We start from the raw sequence: 17295 nt of genomic DNA, 5'->3' as shown, positions 1-17295 counted from the left end.
GATTAGCGACAAAATCTATATTATTCAGCAAGATAGCGATAAATTGCCGATTCTAGCTGTTGCTGTTCTTGGCAATTACCACAATATTGTTCCAATCGTGCTAAATTTTGCTCTGCTCGCGCTAACTCTTGCAGACTCAAGTACAGCTCTCCCGAATACTCTAAAGCGCCAAGATGAGAAGGTTTGATAGACAAGGCTTGCTGATAAGCATACAAAGCTTGCTGGTAGTGGCCTTGCTTACGCAAGCTAAAGCCTAGTAGGTTCCAAGCGTCGGCTGAACGGCGACCCTTTTTACTTTGCAGGTAGTCACTGAGCCATTCGCTAGCTTGAAGATAGTTTTGTTCACTAAGCATGGCCTCAGCAGCACTAAGCGGCTTACTGCTCTTTTGAGATTCATATCGACCACTTCCTGCAGCGTTCACTTGTGAAGCCAAAAACAGACCAAGCAGCAAAGTAACAAGTTTCATGGTTATTTCCTTATTTGTAGCAATCGAACTAAATAACTGGTCATTCAATCTGCTTAGAAAACTCGATAACTGCGTTAGAATTTTTGATTGTAGAATAACTACTTATCGAAAAATCCTGTCTTATTCTCGAGTATTTTTCCTGCGCTATTTCTGATCACTTACTTAGTGTGATTGGTATTAGAGATGTATCTAGAGTACGGCGGCAAGGCCTGAGAAGTTCAACAGGGTTGCTTGAAGGTAGCGCTGATGGCGAGTTTTGGTGGAGACTTAAAAGCAAAAAACCCCGCCGCAGCGAGGTTTTATTATTAGCTACTCTCAGATTATAGAGAGATACCTAATTTTTCTAGGTCAGCCATAACTACTTTTGAAGGTAGTGGTACGTAACCGTCTTTAGCAACAATTGTTTGACCTGTTTTAGACAGAATCATTTTTAGGAACTCACGCTCCATTGGTGCTAATGGCTTGTTAGGGTGCTTGTTAACGTAAACGTATAAGAAGCGAGATAGTGGGTACTTACCAGTAGCGGCGTTGTCTAAAGTAGCTTCAATGTAGTCGTTACCTTTCTTGGCAAGAGCAACAGCTTTAACACCAGACGTTTTGTAACCGATACCTGAGTAACCGATAGCGTTCAAAGAAGAAGATACAGACTGAACAACTGAAGCAGAACCAGGCTGTTCGTTTACAGTGTTCTTGAAGTCACCCTTACAAAGTGCTTTTTTCTTGAAGTAACCGTAAGTACCAGATACTGAGTTACGGCCGAACAATTGAATGTCTTTATCAGCCCAAGAACCTTCTAGGCCAACTTGGCTCCAACGGTCAGCAACAGCGTTCTCACCACACTTAAGAGTAGAAGAGAAGATAGCGTCAACTTGAGCAAGGTTTAAACCTTCGATTGGGTTGTCTTTATGAACAAATACAGCCAATGCGTCGATAGCTACGCGAACTGGAGTTGGCTTGTAACCGAAGCGCTTTTCGAAAGCTTCTACTTCTTTGCTCTTCATTTGACGGCTCATTGGGCCGAACTGAGAAGTACCTTCAGTTAGAGCTGGAGGAGCAGTAGAAGAACCAGCAGCTTGAATTTGTACGTTTACGTTAGGGTATTCACGCTTAAACTCTTCAGCCCACAAAGTCATCATGTTGGCTAAAGTATCAGAACCTACAGATGAAAGGTTACCTGAAACACCAGTTGTTTTCTTGTATTCAGGAAGAGTGGCATCCAGGCCAGCTGCAAGTACGGTAGTTGTTACCAATGAGGCAGAAATAGCTACTGCACTAAGCAATTTTTTAAATGTCATCTTTATCTCCATAAATGACGCGTTGAGTTATTTTCGTCATGTAGTATTGGTGAATTCGATGACAATTATATTTCTGCAGTGTGACAGTTATATGTCAGTCTATTATTTTCGTAAAAAAACTGTCTTTTTTGCCAAGCAATGAAAATAACTAATTGAATTAGCAGACAATTAACCACAGAAAATAATAGTGTTTTTTTGATAAAGCAGCTGGAAAAGCTCGGTAGATAGTCTACCGAGCTTTTAATTTTAAGGATTATAACCTTGGTGAGTATTACTCAAAGCATAAAAAGTGGCTTGCACGTAGTCGTCAACATCGCCAGATTTATTTTGATTGTATACCCCAGCTTTAAAGTACATATATTGGTCTGGGTCGTCGTAAGCGCTGTCGCTCATATCGTAGCTTGCAGAAACGTCAGCTTTACCCTCACGAATAATGGTAACGCTTAGGGTATTAGCGACAACTTTAATCCGATAGCTAAATTTCTCATCTAGCGCGATACCATCGGAGGGATTGCTCGCAGTATTACTTCTGCTACCTATCATCTCCACCCAATCATCATCAGATTGATTTCGCGACTCGTGAGCAAAATAGATAGCCCCTTTATCGTTGTTAGGCAACTTACGGTAATAAAGGCGGATCGGCTCATCATCATTGGCATGAATTTGACCAATAATTACTCGACCAATTTGATAATCTTCCCCGGTAGTTGTGACATGGTTTACCGCCAATGTGGCAAACAGTTCACCGTTCACTCCACCCGCATTATTTTGCGCGCTGCTAGGCGCACTAGAAAATACCCAGTTGTTTTTATTTACACCTTGGGTACTTATGCTGGTATCACCACGTCGTAGCATTTCTCGTAACTCGGTACGAACATAAGTAGTATTTGCGGAGGTTTTATAACCATAGATAGGGGTTTTGAATACCATGCCACCATCGGCTCCGGTATAAAAATACTCGCTGTTCTCATACCCATCGTTTAGCTCAGACTCTTTAATCGAGTCTGCAGTACCGGAACTATCTGTATCAGTAGGAATGCTTAAATACCAGTCTTGTAAATCAAAATTGCCTGATGGTGGTAAAGAGGGGTTAAGATCTTCAACCGGTTCGGTAACCACTTCGTCGTTACAACCTTCTGCAGTCACTTCAATGACACTGTTCCAATTACTTTCTGAGTTGCCGTTGCCGGTTAAGCGCAGGTATTGAACGTTTTCAATTAACTCATCTGTTAGCGTAATCACTTCTGCACTGCCGGTAGCTTTGTCTGACATTCCGCCAGTCACTACATCCTGCCACTGCAGATTATCGGTAGAAATCGCTAAATCATAATAGGCAAACCGACTAGTATTGTTCAGCCAATAAAGGTTAATACTCGTAACAATTGAAGGACTACTTAGGCTGTAGGTTATTTGCTTGCCAATCCCTTCCGACGACCAACGCGATTCGCTGTCATAGCTACCGTCGATAGAATTCTCTGGCCCATAGCCCACTTTATGGTTTCCATCATCACTGGCTTGGCTAATACTCAGCACTTTAGGGCTAAGGCAACTTGGATCTATTGGGTCTGTAGGTGGCTCAGGAGTCGTTGGCTCTTCCGGCGTACTTGGCTCGTTGCCAGGATCAGCCACTCCTGCGGTTTCAGAAGAACCGCCACACCCCGCCAAAGATAACAGCAACACCAAGCCAAGGGGCTTTCCAATCAACTTCATATTAAGTATTGTCCATAACAACTTTAAATGTATTACAATACTATATTTATGAAATGGGATTGGCAATCTACTCGCTAAAGCAATTATCCAGCTTGTGAACCAGCTAAAAAAAGCGAGCAGAAATGCTCGCTTTTCGATTAACTCTCTCACCCATATCAGGCAAAAGCAGGCGCTAATCCTCTTCTCTGTCGCCCTCTAAATCTAAGGCTAAGGTATAGGCGATGTAATACTTGTAAACGTTAGAGACATAACGCACTGTTTCTCTACCAATAATACGCCCTGCTGCTATTTCCACATTGCCAAACCACAAGTTGGGATCTAAATTCATTTCTTTAGTGAGTCTGCGCATTTTGTTCATTTTAGTGGGCCCAGCATTGTAGGCCGCCCAAATGAGAGCCATGCGTTCACTGTCTTCAATGCCTTCTTCATTAATATAATGTGTACGCAACCAGGCCAAGTATTTAATTCCAGCCGCGATATTTTGTTCAGGATCGCTTAAATCGCTGTAGCCCATTTGTTTAGCCGTTGAAGGCAATAACTGCATAATACCGCGCGCACCGCGATGGCTAACTTTGGTATTATCTAAGCCCGACTCCTGATAACCCTGGGCAACAATCGCTAGGTAATCAAAGTCGTATTCATTGGCATACTTTTTAAAGAAAGGCACATAACGGTTAAAACGCATTCGGTCTTCAGAGTTGGCTAAACGATTAATCCACGCGGTATGGTCGAAATAGCGATTAAGCAAAGTATTGCCTAGTAGACTTCCTTGTTTAACTTGCTTATTTACAAACTCTTGTAAGTTTTCTTGTAGCTTAGGATTAGTTTTACGCACCGCCCAGCCTAGGCTTTGATTGCGACTGGTAGTTAGTTGCTCATTGATCCGAATATCTTTAAACACTTTTTCCCACAAGTGGGCTTTGTAATCATCAATAATGGTATAAGGCATCACTCCCGCGTTCACCAGCTCCAAAATATCTTCAGACAACAAGTTACCATCGGCTTCTATTACTTTAATCGGTTTAACGCCGCGCATTTTTAAGGTGAAATTTAGGGCTTTTAAGTGCTCGGCATAACTGCTGCCATCCATCACGTAGACCTTTTTACCCGACAGCTCTTCCCAGCTGTTTACCTTAGGTGCATCTTTATTGCTCACTAATACTTCACTCACCCCTTCTGCATTGCCTAAGGCGAAACGCAGTTGTTTCTTCCGCTCGGGCGTTGCGGTTAAAAAGGCGGCTACCACATCTCCTCTGCCCGCTTCTAAAGCGGGAATAAGCTGATCAAAATGCACCGGCACGATTTTCACTTTGGTTTTTTCTACGTCACGCCTAATGCCTTGATTGAGAAACTTCTCGTACAAATGAAGCAACTCGATTTGAATGCCAAGCGGCCGCCCATCTGCCAAATGGAAATCTGATTTTCCGTAAGTCACCAAGGCACGAATAATTTTGCGCTCTTTAATTTCAGGTAGGTCACCAACAAAAGGTTCGCGGATATAAAAAGGAAATTGCAGTAAATCGCTACTCTCTGGAAGCTCCACCTCGTCTTCCACCGCTGCACTAGGCAAGGCGAATAATACAAGCCAAGCCATGCTCAGCATTAAGATAAAATTGCGTAAAAGACCCTGTAATTTCAAAGGAATACCATTACAAATCAAACTTATACTTCAGTATAAGCTCAATTGTTCAAAAAGTATCAGCAGAATTGAAAGCTGTGAAGCCAAACGTTTTGCTGGCTTCACCAAGTAAATTATTGCTGGATAAACAGTTTACGAGGAATGATAAAACTAAAGGTACTGCCCTTGCTCACGCTGCTCTTAATTTTAAGCTGGCTATCATGATGTTGCAGCGCATGTTTAACAATAGATAAACCAAGGCCAGCACCACCAGTGTCACGAGAACGCGCTTTATCTACGCGATAGAAACGCTCGGTAAGACGTTGTAGGTGTTTACGTTCAATACCCGGGCCAGAGTCCTTAACCAAAAACAGCGCGCCCTGCGGATTCAGCGATAAACTCACATGGATCTCGCCGGGTTGCCCGCAGTACTTAATGGCATTACTCACTAGGTTGCCGCAAGCACTACGCAACTGTTCACGATCACCTTTTATTTCTATATCTGGGGCGATGTCAAAACTAAAACTTAACTGTTTACCTTTTGCTAAGCCGGCTACTTCGGCCTCTAGATTACCCACCATGCTCGAGAAGTTGATGGTCTCTTGATTATCTTCCACTGAGGCTGATTCAATTTTGGCCAGAGTAAGTAGCTGATTAACCAAGTTCTCCATGCGGCTACTTTGGTCCAACATGGTATTACGCGCTTTGCCCCAAATCATTGGGTCAACTTCATCTTGGTCGAGCATTTCTAAATAACCGCGCATTACCGTTAAAGGTGTGCGCAGTTCATGGCTAACGTTAGATACAAAGCGTTTGCGCATCTTTTCCAGTTTACGTAGCTGGCTCACATCACGAATCACTAATAGCAACTGTTGTTGGCTATATGGCATGGCACGAAATTCTAACCACACATTACTTTGCACAGGGCTAACTATTTCAAGAGGTTGATCGAAACGGGCTTTACGCAGGTAATTTACAAACTTGGGGGTACGAACAAGATTGGTTAGGTGCTGCCCAGCATCGGCTGGCCACTTTAAACCAAGCATGCCTTGCGCCAACTGATTACACCACAAAATGGCGCCATCTTGGTTAATCACTACAATAGCATCGGGTAAAGCTTCGGCGCCCAAACGAAAGTACTTCATCAATTGGGCTAGCTCTCGCTCACGGCCTAAACGGCGTTTAAGCATGTTATAAATGCCGTGGAAAACCGGCTCCCAGCTGCCAGAACCATGCGGAGGGGACAACTTTCGTTGGTTATATAACCAATCAAGCAATTTATGTTGTTGGGTGTACATCCATACAATATGTATGACCGCTGCCAACAAACACATTTCTAGGGTATAACCGGTAAACATACCCAGAACAAATAAAGGCGAGTACACCAAGGCCACTCGCCACAATACTCGTTGCCAAGAGAAAGGCACAAACATCCGTATTTACTTCACCCTAGTTGAAAAACGGTAACCGGAGCCTCGTACAGTTTGAATTAAACGGTCATATCCTTGAAGGCCAATCGCTTTACGTAAGCGACGAATATGCACATCCACTGTTCGGTCTTCCACATACACGTTAGTACCCCAAACGTTGTTGAGCAACTGCTCACGACTATAAACACGCTCAGGGTGAGTCATAAAGAAGTGCAGTAGCTTAAACTCTGTTGGCCCCATATCCAAGGGTTCATTTTCAACGCTAACACGGTGAGAAACCGGATCAAGGCGTAAGCCTTGTACTTCAATGGTTTCTTCTAATGAAGTAGGTGATATACGGCGAATTACCGCTTTAACACGTGCCATTAACTCTTTAGGTGAGAAAGGCTTAGTTAAGTAATCATCTGCACCGGCTTCTAAACCTTGAACCTTGTCTTCTTCTTCGCCTTTCGCGGTCAACATAATAACCGGAATCTGACGAGTAAGATCGTGGCGACGCATGTGCTTAATAATTGAAATCCCACTGCCACCAGGCAACATCCAATCTAACAGAGCTAACTCTGGGTAAGGTTCTGTTAGTTTAGCTAAAGCTTGGTCATAGTCGGCGGCTTCAATCGGCTCATAACCATGCTGCTCTAATACAAAACATAGCATTTCGCGGATTGGAGCTTCATCTTCTACAACGAGTATCTTCCTGGGCATCTCATTCATCTCAATCTAAGAAACTGTGGCAATTATGCGACGTATTAATGACAGATTTATGACAAGCCCCAGTGTAAATCAAAGGCTTAAGTAAATATAGCACTTGCCATTTTGGTGCAAAGCAAGAGTATATCGTTCAGCCTGCACCACTTAGGTTCAAAGCTTCCGTCTCTAGAAGCTAAACCAATGAATATTAAACCCTTAACAAACTATTGATAAATATGAGATTTACTAAGTCTTGATAAAAGTTTTTTGCCTTTGTGGCATTGCTCGTGCTTCGTCTTGTAGAAACTCATTCAGTTAAATTTAGGGGCAGCATGCAGTATTTCGCTAAGCAACTATCATCAACAGAGCTATACACCACCGCCAGTAGCTTACTGGTATTTACGGATTTAGATGGCACCTTGTTAGATCATGATAGTTATAGTTTTGAGGCTGCCGTACCCAGTTTAAACCAGTTAAAGCTTCTGAAAGTGCCGGTTATCTTTAATACCAGTAAAACCTTTATGGAAGTATTAGAGCTTCAGAAAAAGATGGCCTTACAACAGCCTTTTGCCATCGAAAACGGCTCAGCCGTTTGTATTCCAGCCGACAGCCCTATTCAACATGAGCAGCTCAGCCCTATTAATGTTGGCAAACAGCATTGGAAAATTAAGACTTTTGGTCCTAGCTACCCCGACATTTGCCAATACCTTAGTGTTTTGCGCCAACAGCACCATTTTCGCTTCCAAGGGTTTAACGACATGAACCTAAGCGAAGTACAGCTTAATACCGGTTTAGCAAAATACGATGCGCAATTGGCCAAGCAAAGAATGGCCTCAGAGCCACTACTTTGGAATGACAGCGATGCGCAACTAAAGGTGTTTACCGAGAAGCTTGCCGAACACAACTTAGCGGTAATAAAAGGGGGTCGCTTTTATCACGTAAAAGCCAAGTTTGATAAAGCTGACGCCATGCACTGGTTTAACAAAATATATAAAGACCATTTTCAGCGCAATTTTACCAACATAGCCCTAGGTGATAGCGATAACGATCTAAGTATGCTGGAACAAGCCGACATTCCAGTAGTGATTCCTCGCAAACACTCGCAAGCACTGGTAATTAACCACCCTAATTCTTGCCAAGCACCCCACCCCGGGCCGCATGGCTGGCATCAATCGATGCAACAAATTTTACATTCCTTACTTAATGGAGCATAACCATGGCTGATTTTTATCAAAACGGTATTGTGACTACCTTACATAACTTAACTGATCGTCCACTAGAAGAGTTAGAACAGGAGCTCATAGCGTTTTCAAAAGTTAGACCTATGAGTTTGGTTCTACCTTCGCTATTTTCGGAGCTAGAGCGCCCGGCATTGGCAACCATTGTTGAAGAGTTAGCTAAGGTGCCTTACCTAAGCGAAATCATCATTGGTTTAGATTGTGCCACCGAAGAACAATTTGCTTACGCAAAAGAATACTTCTCGGGCTTACCGCAGCACGTACGTATTTTGTGGAACGACGGCCCTCGCCTGCGCGCCTTAGATGCCCAACTCGCCGAGCACAACTTAGCCCCTAAAGAACCCGGTAAAGGCAGAAACGTTTGGTATTGTTTTGGTTACGCGCTTGCGTCTGGAAAAAGCAAAGCAGTGGGTCTGCACGACTGTGACATTATTACCTACGACCGAAGCATGTTAGCTCGCCTAATGTACCCGGTAGCCAACCCTCTATTTAACTACGAGTTCTGTAAAGGTTTTTACGCCCGCCATGCCGACGGAAAACTAAATGGCCGTGTGGCTCGCTTACTAGTAACGCCACTATTAAAAGCCTTGAAGAAAATTGAAGGTTATGACGATTACTTAGAATACCTAGATAGCTTCCGTTACTCTTTAGCGGGTGAGTTTTCAATGCAGTCAGACGTACTAAATGACTTGCGCATTCCCTCAGACTGGGGTTTAGAGATAGGCGTATTATCTGAAATTTACCGCAATCACTCCACCAACCGAATTTGTCAGGTAGACATTGCGGATGTTTACGACCATAAACACCAAGACTTAAGCCTAGACAACTTAGACGCTGGTTTAGCTAAAATGGCCACCGATATTAGTAAGGCGGTCATTCGTAAGTTAGCAACCCAAGGACATACATTCAGCCCCGGCAAACTACGTACACTAAAAGCAACTTACTACCGTATGGCCTTAGATTTCATTGAAAACTACCATGCAGACGCATTAATCAATGGTTTAACCCTAGATCGCCACTCTGAAGAAGATGCTGTAGAGCTGTTTTCTAAAGCAGTAATGCAAGCAGGTGAAACCTTCTTAGAAAATCCTTCAGCTACACCATTCATTCCAAGTTGGAACCGGGTACAAAGTGCAGCGCCAGACTTTTTAGAGCGTTTGTACGAAGCTGTTGAAGCTGATAACTGCTAGATTTTCAGATTAACTCTCACTAAAAGCTTGTTCTTTGAACAAGCTTTTTTATTGCCCCGCATTCGTAAAAAGTCAATTTAACATCCTATCCCTTCTTACAATCGCCACAGATAAGCACAACGGAAGTAATGAACATGAATCGTAAACGAATGGCAGCAATGATCTTTTTTTTAGCCACCGTATTAGCGCTAGATTTTGAGATTATGGCTGAAGAATTATTAGACTCGCGCAGTAGCCAAAGCTCGCAATTTGATCAGTAAAGTATAACGCCGCAGGGCAATAACAAGAGGGTTCGCAACTTGAGTAAACATCAAATCACCAGTGATAGAACAACCATTGTAAATACCCTAACTAAGTTAAGCCCTGGCGCAATGGTAGACATGCAGTTTTCGGCGAGTAAGCAACAACGTATCAAAGCAAAGTTGGTGGGTTATCAAGAAGGGGCTTACTTTGCCTTTTCTTTGCCTCAACACATTTATGCGCAACAGCAAGACCATATGTTTGAAGGTAAAAGCTGTGTGATAAGAATGATCGTTGAGGGTGATGCAGGCTTATGTGTGGCCTTTAAAACCAAGCTCATCACCATAAACAAAAAGCCACAAATTATGCTATTTGTTGAATACCCAGAGCAGATCGAGTTTATTCAGCTTCGCCATAAAAGCCGTATTAATACTCACCTACCAGTAGCAATTAGTGAGCAGCAAGCAGCCAGCGTTTCGGCTGAGCAAGCATCCAGCAATATGTTGAAAGGCGTAGTACTAGATTTGTCGGAGGGTGGCTGTCGCATAGAATTAGCAGCGCCATCTCAAAGCTTAAGTATGGTGTTTGTACAAATAATCTTACGTTTCCCACTCAACCCAGAAAAGCCAATAGTGTTAAACGGCACCATTAAAAGCCAGCAGCAAACCAGCGACAAATTGAGAGTGGGCATTCAATTTGATGCCAACAAACAGCTCAAAGCAGTATTCAACAAGCTTAATATGTTTAACCATCCTAGTTTGGCGGCCTAAAAAGCAGCATTGAACAGAGCTGCTAACTTAGCCTTTTTTATCGTGAAGCAATTTATCTATTTGATAGATAACTTCTAATTGCTCTGCATTTCTCGACAATAGAGCATCCCACATTTTTAACATAGAAGCTTTTGCCGGAGGCTTAACGCCAGCCTCTCTCTCTGCCGCAGTAAGCGGCAATAGTTGCACCACACTAATATCCATGGCTTTTGCAATAGCACACATGTCTAACATGGTTAGTTGGCTGGTGCCTTCGCGATCTAATTTTGCATAAACCGAGCTGGTAGGTAAATTCGCTTTATTTGCTAAGGTTTTTTTAGACCAAGCCAAGTTGGCCATTAAAAACTCTAAACGCTCTATTTGCATCCCACGTATTTGCGCATCCTTAAGCCCAAAAAACTCATACCCTTCGCTGTCTAAATCTGGCATTCCAAAATCCGTAATTTAGTTCTCTCAGCCTTCCAATATATAGAAAGTCCCTTTGTTAAGCTAACACCAAGCTACAACACCAAAGCGCAGTAATGCTATCAATTATGAGGATAACAAAATGAGTGGACCAACAAAGTGTGGATTCAAACAAGGTTATTTATTCGCTTTTCATCCAGAACTAAAAGCTTCACTAATCATTAAACTACTATTTGCAGTAAGTGCATTACTATTGCTTAGCGCCTGTGAACCTAAAGGAGGCGTAGATTTGCGCAGTAAATGCAGCAGCAATTGCGATAGAAACGGCAATAACGGCCACATTCCCGCTCCACCAAAGGGAGCCACGTTAACCACTGCTGGAATCTATCGTGACCAAGCGAATGACCATGTAGCCACCATCGACCAAAATGGCAGAGTGTTGTTTTGGGATGACTACTCCCAAGACCGAGAACTCGAACAACGAGCGTTAGTACAACGAGTGGTGAGTCTTGAAACAGCTTACCTAGAAAACAAATCCTGCATGCTAGCTTATAACGGCAGCTTATCAGATCATCACTATAGCTTTAGCCAAGTAGACAACAGCTTGCAATTTTCAAGTTCTTGCGGAGATGCAAGGTTCTACCGAAAAGCACTGTCACCGAGCCCTAAAACTAGCACTCAAATGTTCTCTGACTCACCACAAATGCTGTTTCACATTTCCGGTGAAAGCCTAGAGTTAAGCCAAACATTTGTTAGCAATATAGAAGATGAAAAAGCCGAGTTATCAGCCAATGGTTTCCTAAGCCTCCCTGCTCCCAATAACCATTGTGTTCAAGAGTTCTTAATAGATCATCTAGCACTTATTTTGCTGAGTAGCCCAAATTGCCAAGATACAGGTTTCGAATCAGGTATTTATAGCTATTAGTCGCTCATTTCTTCATAAGGCCAAGCCATAAAAACGCGCTTTAACAAGGCAAAGGCGCACCACATTGAGACATGAGCACCACTAAAGGCCACAAAGCAAGTACACAAAACAACCAAAGCGAACAACAAATAAACAAAAGCATCAAAAATAAGCCCCATTTTAATGCAAGGCATTAATTTTGCTTAAAAAAGGCAAAAAAATAATATAAATGGACTTAGACTCTATGCAATTAACACAACAAGAAAAACACTGGTTACCTATTTTTGGTAACAGCGGAAAGCTAGCTATGCGTAAAGCGAGCTGGTTAAACCGAAAACGAAAGCCACAACTAAAACAAACCTTTGAAAGCATCTCGAGTACACGAGTAAAACTATTACAAGGCTGGGCTAATACCCAATGGGATTTTCTTCAAGATGCTATGTTTTATCTCGCCACCAAACCCTTAGAACAACAACCGGAAGTTCTGTCTCAGTTGCTTAGTCGCAATAGTGACTTCTCTGAACTGTTCATTGTTGATTCTCAAGGCAAGGTTAGCGCCAGTAGCTATAAACCACATACCGGACAAATAGCCGCTAGCAAACAAGCCCTAGAGCAAGGCCTTAGCCAGCAATTTTTGCACGGCCCTTATCAAGATCCCCGCACCATGGCCCCTGGCCCGTCTAGCTCAAAATTTCATGACCAAGTTACCTTAATGTTCTACCAGCCTTTGGAGGTTAACGGTGACGTGGTGGGCTGCTTGTGTGGCCGAGTGCCTAACGACGTATTAGGTGACTTAATTCAGCGTGAAGCAGGTCACATATATAGTGAGTCGGGTGACAATTACATCTTCATGGTGGATGCCAATTTTGACCCGAGCATTAAGCCAGGTACCGCATTGTCTCGTTCACGCTTTGAAGACAATACCTTTTCTCATGGAGAAAACTTAAAATCTGGAGTGAGCACCGATTGGGGCACAGTAAAAGTAGCCAAACATACCGAGTTTGAAATTAGATTTACTGATCCAGCCACAAATGAGCTACACCCGGGCGTGAGAGAAACCATAAAAAATGGCAGTAATCTGTTTATCGATTACCCCGGTTATTCGGATTACCGACACATTCCGGTGATTGGTAAAGGCATTACCTTTCAGCTGCGCGGTTCGCTTGATCGTTGGGGAATGATGTGTGAAGCCGACCTTGAAGAAGTATATCGCCACCGTTCACTAAGCCATAAGTTAAGCAACAAATACTTAATAAGCTCACTGTTTAGCCTTGTACCTCCTCTATTGATTGCTCAACAATTCGCCCTTAGCATTAATCAACTAGCTGGGCTACTGGTGTTATTTTCTGCCCTTAGCTTCTTTGGTTTTAAACAAATCGTAGCCAAACCCTTGGCTAGACGTTTAGAAAACATGAGTGGGGTGATTCAAACCATTGCCGAAGGTGATGGCGACTTAAAACGTCGCTTAGATGCTAGTAAGTTTAAGCCCGACGAAACCGGTGATTTAGGCCGTTGGATTAACAGCTTTATTGATAACCTTGAAGGCGTTGTCGGCGGAATTATTTACGCCTCTAATGAGGTTAAACAAGTAAGCAGCTCTATGCTGCGTCGCTGTGGAGTGGTTGATAATTGTACTCAACAAACCTCTAATTCCATCGATTCGCTGCTTAACTTAGCGCAACACCAACAAACCGACATTGTTAAAGCCACTCAGTCAGCAGAAAACCTACAGCAAGTAATGACCGACATGGTTGAAAATGCCGAAACCGAATACCAACATGCCGTAGAAAATACTCAAGAAATCAAACGCATTGTTGAGGCTTCAGCCAAAAGCGTTAACCAAGTTAACGATGAAATGAAGCAAATCGAAGACATTGTGAAGCTAATTACCGAGATCACCGAGCAAACCAACTTACTGGCGCTAAATGCCGCCATTGAAGCTGCACGCGCGGGTGAACATGGTCGTGGCTTTTCGGTCGTGGCCGACGAGGTAAGAAACCTCGCCACGCGAACCTCTGAAGCTGCCAAGCACATTGGCAACACCATGGGTAAACTGCGTGTTAAAACCGAAACGGCTGTCGATTACATGGAGCAAGGTGTTAAAAATGTAGACCAAAGCTCTGCCCTGCTGGACTCTGGCAGCCGTAGCGACGAACTACAACAAGCGGTCGAAAGTATGTTCACCACCATTAATATGATTGCTGGCAACAGTGAACGTCATAGCGAAACTGCCGAGCAGGCTCAAGTGACGACCTCTTCCTTAGAGCTATCATCTCAGCAACTAACTCGCCGAACCACGCTAGTGAAAAACTCAATTATTCGCCTGCATCAACTGGTTGAGCGCTTTGAAGTAACCAAAGCCGCATAAGCAACCATCATCCCTAAACTAAAAAACCAGCGCTTGGCGCTGGTTTTTTATTTAGCTAAATATTTTAAACTAAGCCCAAGCCTAGAACTTGTATTTAGCGCCAAAATAAAAGCTAGAGTAATCAACTGATAGACTATCTATATCTGCAGCAACATTTTTATAGCCTAGCGCTAAACCGAATCTGTTTGCATCGTAACCCGCTTCAAGACCGTAGGTAAAACCTAATCCATCATCTTCAGCTTTAATAGAGCCTTGATCGTCTCTAACTTCAAGTTCTACGCTATATGAGCCTACACCGACCAATCCAGCTAGGTACAAGCCACTATCTGAAAACTTGTAAGTAGGTTTTACATTTAACGACAAGCCTGAACCAGTTGTTTCCATGCTAAGACCATTATTACTCATCGTGTTGCTTCCCATATATAGGTATTCGATTTCGCCGTCGATAAGCCAACCGCCATCCAAATCGAAGCGCTTACCGAAAGCGAACGACGCCCCTAAATCAAGATCTTGACTCAGAGCGTCAATGTCAATTGTACCAGTAGGAAGTAAGTTTAGACCTACGTAAAAATCTCGAGGAGCATCAGATGCATTGGCGCCAAATGCCAACAAACTTAGGCCAATTAATGCTGCTTTTTTCATTGCATATCCTTATACATAAATTGCAGAAATCGTTTTGCGAAGTCTTAGGCCTTTCATACTTTAAAAGTAAAATAAGGCAAAAGAACAACGGCGGATTAAACAGCAAATTGGTGAACCAATCAAGAGTGAGATTTATCTTTTTGTAGACAAACCTCTCATCTTTGATAAAAGATTCAATAAAGTATAAAAACCATACAAAACAAACAAAAGGACTGAAAACATTAAGCAACACAATAGTAAAGAAACAACTATTGGTATACCAATTTACAAATCTGGAACTAACCACAGCACCTGATAAGGTTTGAGCTTATACTCAGCCAGTATCACTTTTTCATCACTCAGTAAGTCTTCACATTCAGCTTGATAAGCCTGCGGCAGCTGGGCGTAGTGCTCTACTTGTTGTGGGTATTTGGTCAAGTTAAACACGGCCAACAAGCCATTGCGCTTGGCGCCGTCGTCTGCAGTTCTTGGGGCATCGCCTCGCTGTAATACAAACAGGGCGTCACCACAGTCGTAAATCCGCTGGGCAGCTTCAGGATGAAAAGCAGCAATGGTTTTGCGTAAAGCCAGTAAATCGCGGTAGCGCTGAAAAACCAGCGCTTGCGAGCTATGCTCTTGTGCCAATAGTTTCTCAAAATCTTGGCGATCCCAGCGATGACGGTTGATTGAACGAGTGCGGCCTGTTTGCTCAACCAACGATTGGTCATTTTCAGTGGCGGTTAAGCTATGAATGTAAATGCCGGGAATGCCTTGCAAGCTCAATAGCAATTTTTGGCTACATAAAAAGCGCTCGACTTGCCATTGATCAGACCCGGTACGTGTTCCTTGTAAAGCGTCAAATAAGGAGATGTTTAGCTCGTAAGGGTTTTGAGTACCATCTCCGTTAGACTTCATGCTTACAAAGCCACCAAAATTGTGTACCGACTCAGCTAAATCTGCAATTTCGTGTTTGGGAATAATCTGTTCAACCGCCCTCACCCCTATACCATCGTGCGACGCAACAAAGTTGAAGTAGTTACAGCCTTTTGGCAAAGCCACTAAATCCCTCGCCCATGCTGTTAAGTAATGGCCGTTACCGCGGTTTAAAGCATGCAGCAGCAAAGGCGGTAGTGCAAACTGGTAGACCATGTGGGCTTCGTCACCTTCACCAAAATAGCTAATGTTTTCTTGGTGAGGCACGTTCGTTTCGGTGATTAACACCATATTAGGGTCCAGCTGCTCCATCACCCAGCGCAGCAATTTAACAATGGCGTGGGTTTGTGGCAGGTGAATACAGTTAGTGCCGAGAATCTTCCATACAAAGGCCACAGCATCTAAACGAATAAAACGGGCACCATGCTTTAAATAGAACAAGAAAATATCCACAAAGGCTAACAGCACTTTAGGATTAGCAAAATTTAAATCTATTTGATCATCACTAAAGGTGGCCCAAACATGTTTTAAGCCTTGGCGGGTATAAACATCAACAATTAGCGGGCTAGTTCGTGGGCGGGTTACAGCACTGTAATCAAGCGTTGGATCCGATTCAACAAAGTAGTCCTGCCCCTCACCTGAGCCATTTACAAAATCATTAAACCATAAGCTTTGGCGGGAGCAGTGGTTCATTACCAAATCAAACATCAACTCAAAATCTTGATTTAACTTGGCTACATCGTTCCAATCACCAAGGCTGTAGTTAACTTGATAGTAGTCGATCACCGAAAAGCCATCATCGGAGCTAAAGGGGAAAAAAGGTAGAATATGCACCGAACTCACTAAGCCCGATAAGTACTCGCGTAAAAACTGATGCAAGCTTTGTATAGGCATTAACTCATTGCTTAATACACTGTCACCATAGGTTATTAATATCACGTCTTGTTCAGACCAAGCTTGATAGCGAGGAAAGCCGGCTTTGCTTTGTTCAATCTTTTGGATGATGTCTTGGCTTAAATTGGGGTCTAAGGATGTTCCATATACTTGCTTAAGTAATAACTCGAGTTCTTCCATAAAGGCTCCCACCATGGCTTGCTTAGCGTTCTATTAATAAAGTATTTCCAATAACTATGCCAAGGCTAGCTAACTGGGTCGCTCGAGCACATTTAAAATTAAGCAATTGTTTTATATGAATAAATTGTGAAATAAATACCACCTACTTTTTCTAGCTAGGAATAGACAGCCTAAATAGCGCAATAGCAATGTGCCATTTTAACGCAGCATTTAGCTTGGCCCTCTTGATTTGCACCACCAAGGTGCATGGCCAATCATGCTCAAACTCAGTTAAATCAAAAATAAACCGATTATTTATAAACAAAACAATAATTTAGCTACTTTGTATCTATTCACGGCATCGCT

16 protein-coding genes are annotated in these 17295 nt (G+C 43.0%); 6 read left to right on the top strand and 10 right to left on the bottom strand.

The window, feature by feature from the left end; all coding sequences use genetic code 11:
* Positions 1-20 precede the first annotated feature (20 nt).
* From OV592_RS07725 to phoB, 6 genes are all read right to left on the bottom strand, one after another.
* Positions 21-467 carry a tetratricopeptide repeat protein gene (locus OV592_RS07725; protein WP_406610982.1) on the bottom strand — a complete coding sequence of 149 codons (447 nt, stop codon included), beginning with the start codon at positions 465-467 and terminating at the stop codon, positions 21-23.
* Positions 468-787: 320 nt separating this feature from the next.
* Positions 788-1762 (bottom strand): PstS family phosphate ABC transporter substrate-binding protein, encoded by a 975-nt coding sequence (locus OV592_RS07720; RefSeq protein ID WP_016401758.1) that lies wholly within the window; start codon positions 1760-1762, stop codon positions 788-790.
* Between the two features lie 246 nt (positions 1763-2008).
* Positions 2009-3472: a polysaccharide lyase family 7 protein gene (locus tag OV592_RS07715; RefSeq protein ID WP_406610981.1), complete on the bottom strand. Its 1464-nt coding sequence runs from the start codon at positions 3470-3472 to the stop codon at positions 2009-2011.
* A 172-nt stretch (positions 3473-3644) separates the two neighbouring features.
* A complete protein-coding gene (locus OV592_RS07710; protein WP_406610980.1) occupies positions 3645-5066 on the bottom strand; it encodes a transglycosylase SLT domain-containing protein in 1422 nt (473 codons plus the stop codon).
* A gap of 158 nt (positions 5067-5224) precedes the next feature.
* A complete protein-coding gene (gene phoR / locus OV592_RS07705) occupies positions 5225-6523 on the bottom strand; it encodes a phosphate regulon sensor histidine kinase PhoR (protein ID WP_406610979.1) in 1299 nt (432 codons plus the stop codon).
* Positions 6524-6529: 6 nt separating this feature from the next.
* A complete protein-coding gene (gene phoB / locus OV592_RS07700) occupies positions 6530-7222 on the bottom strand; it encodes a phosphate regulon transcriptional regulator PhoB (RefSeq protein ID WP_040307168.1) in 693 nt (230 codons plus the stop codon).
* Between the two features lie 317 nt (positions 7223-7539).
* Between phoB and OV592_RS07695 the strand changes: the two genes are divergently transcribed.
* The 4 genes from OV592_RS07695 to OV592_RS07680 all read left to right on the top strand — a co-directional run bounded on the left by OV592_RS07695 (position 7540) and on the right by OV592_RS07680 (position 10645).
* Positions 7540-8421, top strand: a complete 882-nt coding sequence (locus OV592_RS07695; protein WP_016401763.1) for a mannosyl-3-phosphoglycerate phosphatase — start codon at positions 7540-7542, stop codon at positions 8419-8421.
* 2 nt (positions 8422-8423) lie between these two features.
* Complete coding sequence (locus OV592_RS07690) at positions 8424-9635, top strand: glycosyl transferase (protein ID WP_016401764.1); 1212 nt, start codon at positions 8424-8426, stop codon at positions 9633-9635.
* A 134-nt stretch (positions 9636-9769) separates the two neighbouring features.
* Positions 9770-9895: a hypothetical protein gene (locus OV592_RS07685; RefSeq protein ID WP_406610978.1), complete on the top strand. Its 126-nt coding sequence runs from the start codon at positions 9770-9772 to the stop codon at positions 9893-9895.
* 39 nt (positions 9896-9934) lie between these two features.
* The gene (locus tag OV592_RS07680) at positions 9935-10645 is read left to right on the top strand and encodes a flagellar brake protein (protein WP_406610977.1); all 711 of its coding nucleotides are present in this window, start codon (positions 9935-9937) and stop codon (positions 10643-10645) included.
* Between the two features lie 27 nt (positions 10646-10672).
* On the opposite strand, the gene OV592_RS07675 is transcribed toward OV592_RS07680, so the two are convergent.
* Positions 10673-11074, bottom strand: coding sequence for a hypothetical protein (locus tag OV592_RS07675; RefSeq protein ID WP_016401767.1), 402 nt, complete (start codon positions 11072-11074; stop codon positions 10673-10675).
* Positions 11075-11192: 118 nt separating this feature from the next.
* Here OV592_RS07675 and OV592_RS07670 point away from each other — a divergent pair, with 118 nt between their 5' ends.
* Positions 11193-11975, top strand: a complete 783-nt coding sequence (locus tag OV592_RS07670; protein ID WP_406610976.1) for a hypothetical protein — start codon at positions 11193-11195, stop codon at positions 11973-11975.
* Here the strand turns inward: OV592_RS07670 and OV592_RS07665 are convergent.
* Complete coding sequence (locus OV592_RS07665) at positions 11972-12148, bottom strand: hypothetical protein (RefSeq protein WP_406610975.1); 177 nt, start codon at positions 12146-12148, stop codon at positions 11972-11974. The genes OV592_RS07670 and OV592_RS07665 overlap by 4 nt on opposite strands.
* A gap of 50 nt (positions 12149-12198) precedes the next feature.
* On the opposite strand from OV592_RS07665, the gene OV592_RS07660 reads away from it, so the two are divergent.
* Positions 12199-14322 (top strand): methyl-accepting chemotaxis protein, encoded by a 2124-nt coding sequence (locus tag OV592_RS07660; protein WP_406610974.1) that lies wholly within the window; start codon positions 12199-12201, stop codon positions 14320-14322.
* 81 nt (positions 14323-14403) lie between these two features.
* On the opposite strand, the gene OV592_RS07655 is transcribed toward OV592_RS07660, so the two are convergent.
* Positions 14404-14964, bottom strand: coding sequence for an outer membrane beta-barrel protein (locus tag OV592_RS07655; RefSeq protein ID WP_016401771.1), 561 nt, complete (start codon positions 14962-14964; stop codon positions 14404-14406).
* A 264-nt stretch (positions 14965-15228) separates the two neighbouring features.
* Positions 15229-16950, bottom strand: coding sequence for a sugar phosphorylase (locus OV592_RS07650; RefSeq protein ID WP_406610973.1), 1722 nt, complete (start codon positions 16948-16950; stop codon positions 15229-15231).
* Positions 16951-17295: the final 345 nt, after the last annotated feature.

This window comes from Agarivorans sp. JK6, from assembly GCF_045277145.1.
GTDB lineage: Bacteria > Pseudomonadota > Gammaproteobacteria > Enterobacterales > Celerinatantimonadaceae > Agarivorans > Agarivorans albus.
Note: the sequence above shows the minus strand (reverse complement) of the source record. Positions and strands in the feature narration are given on the sequence as shown.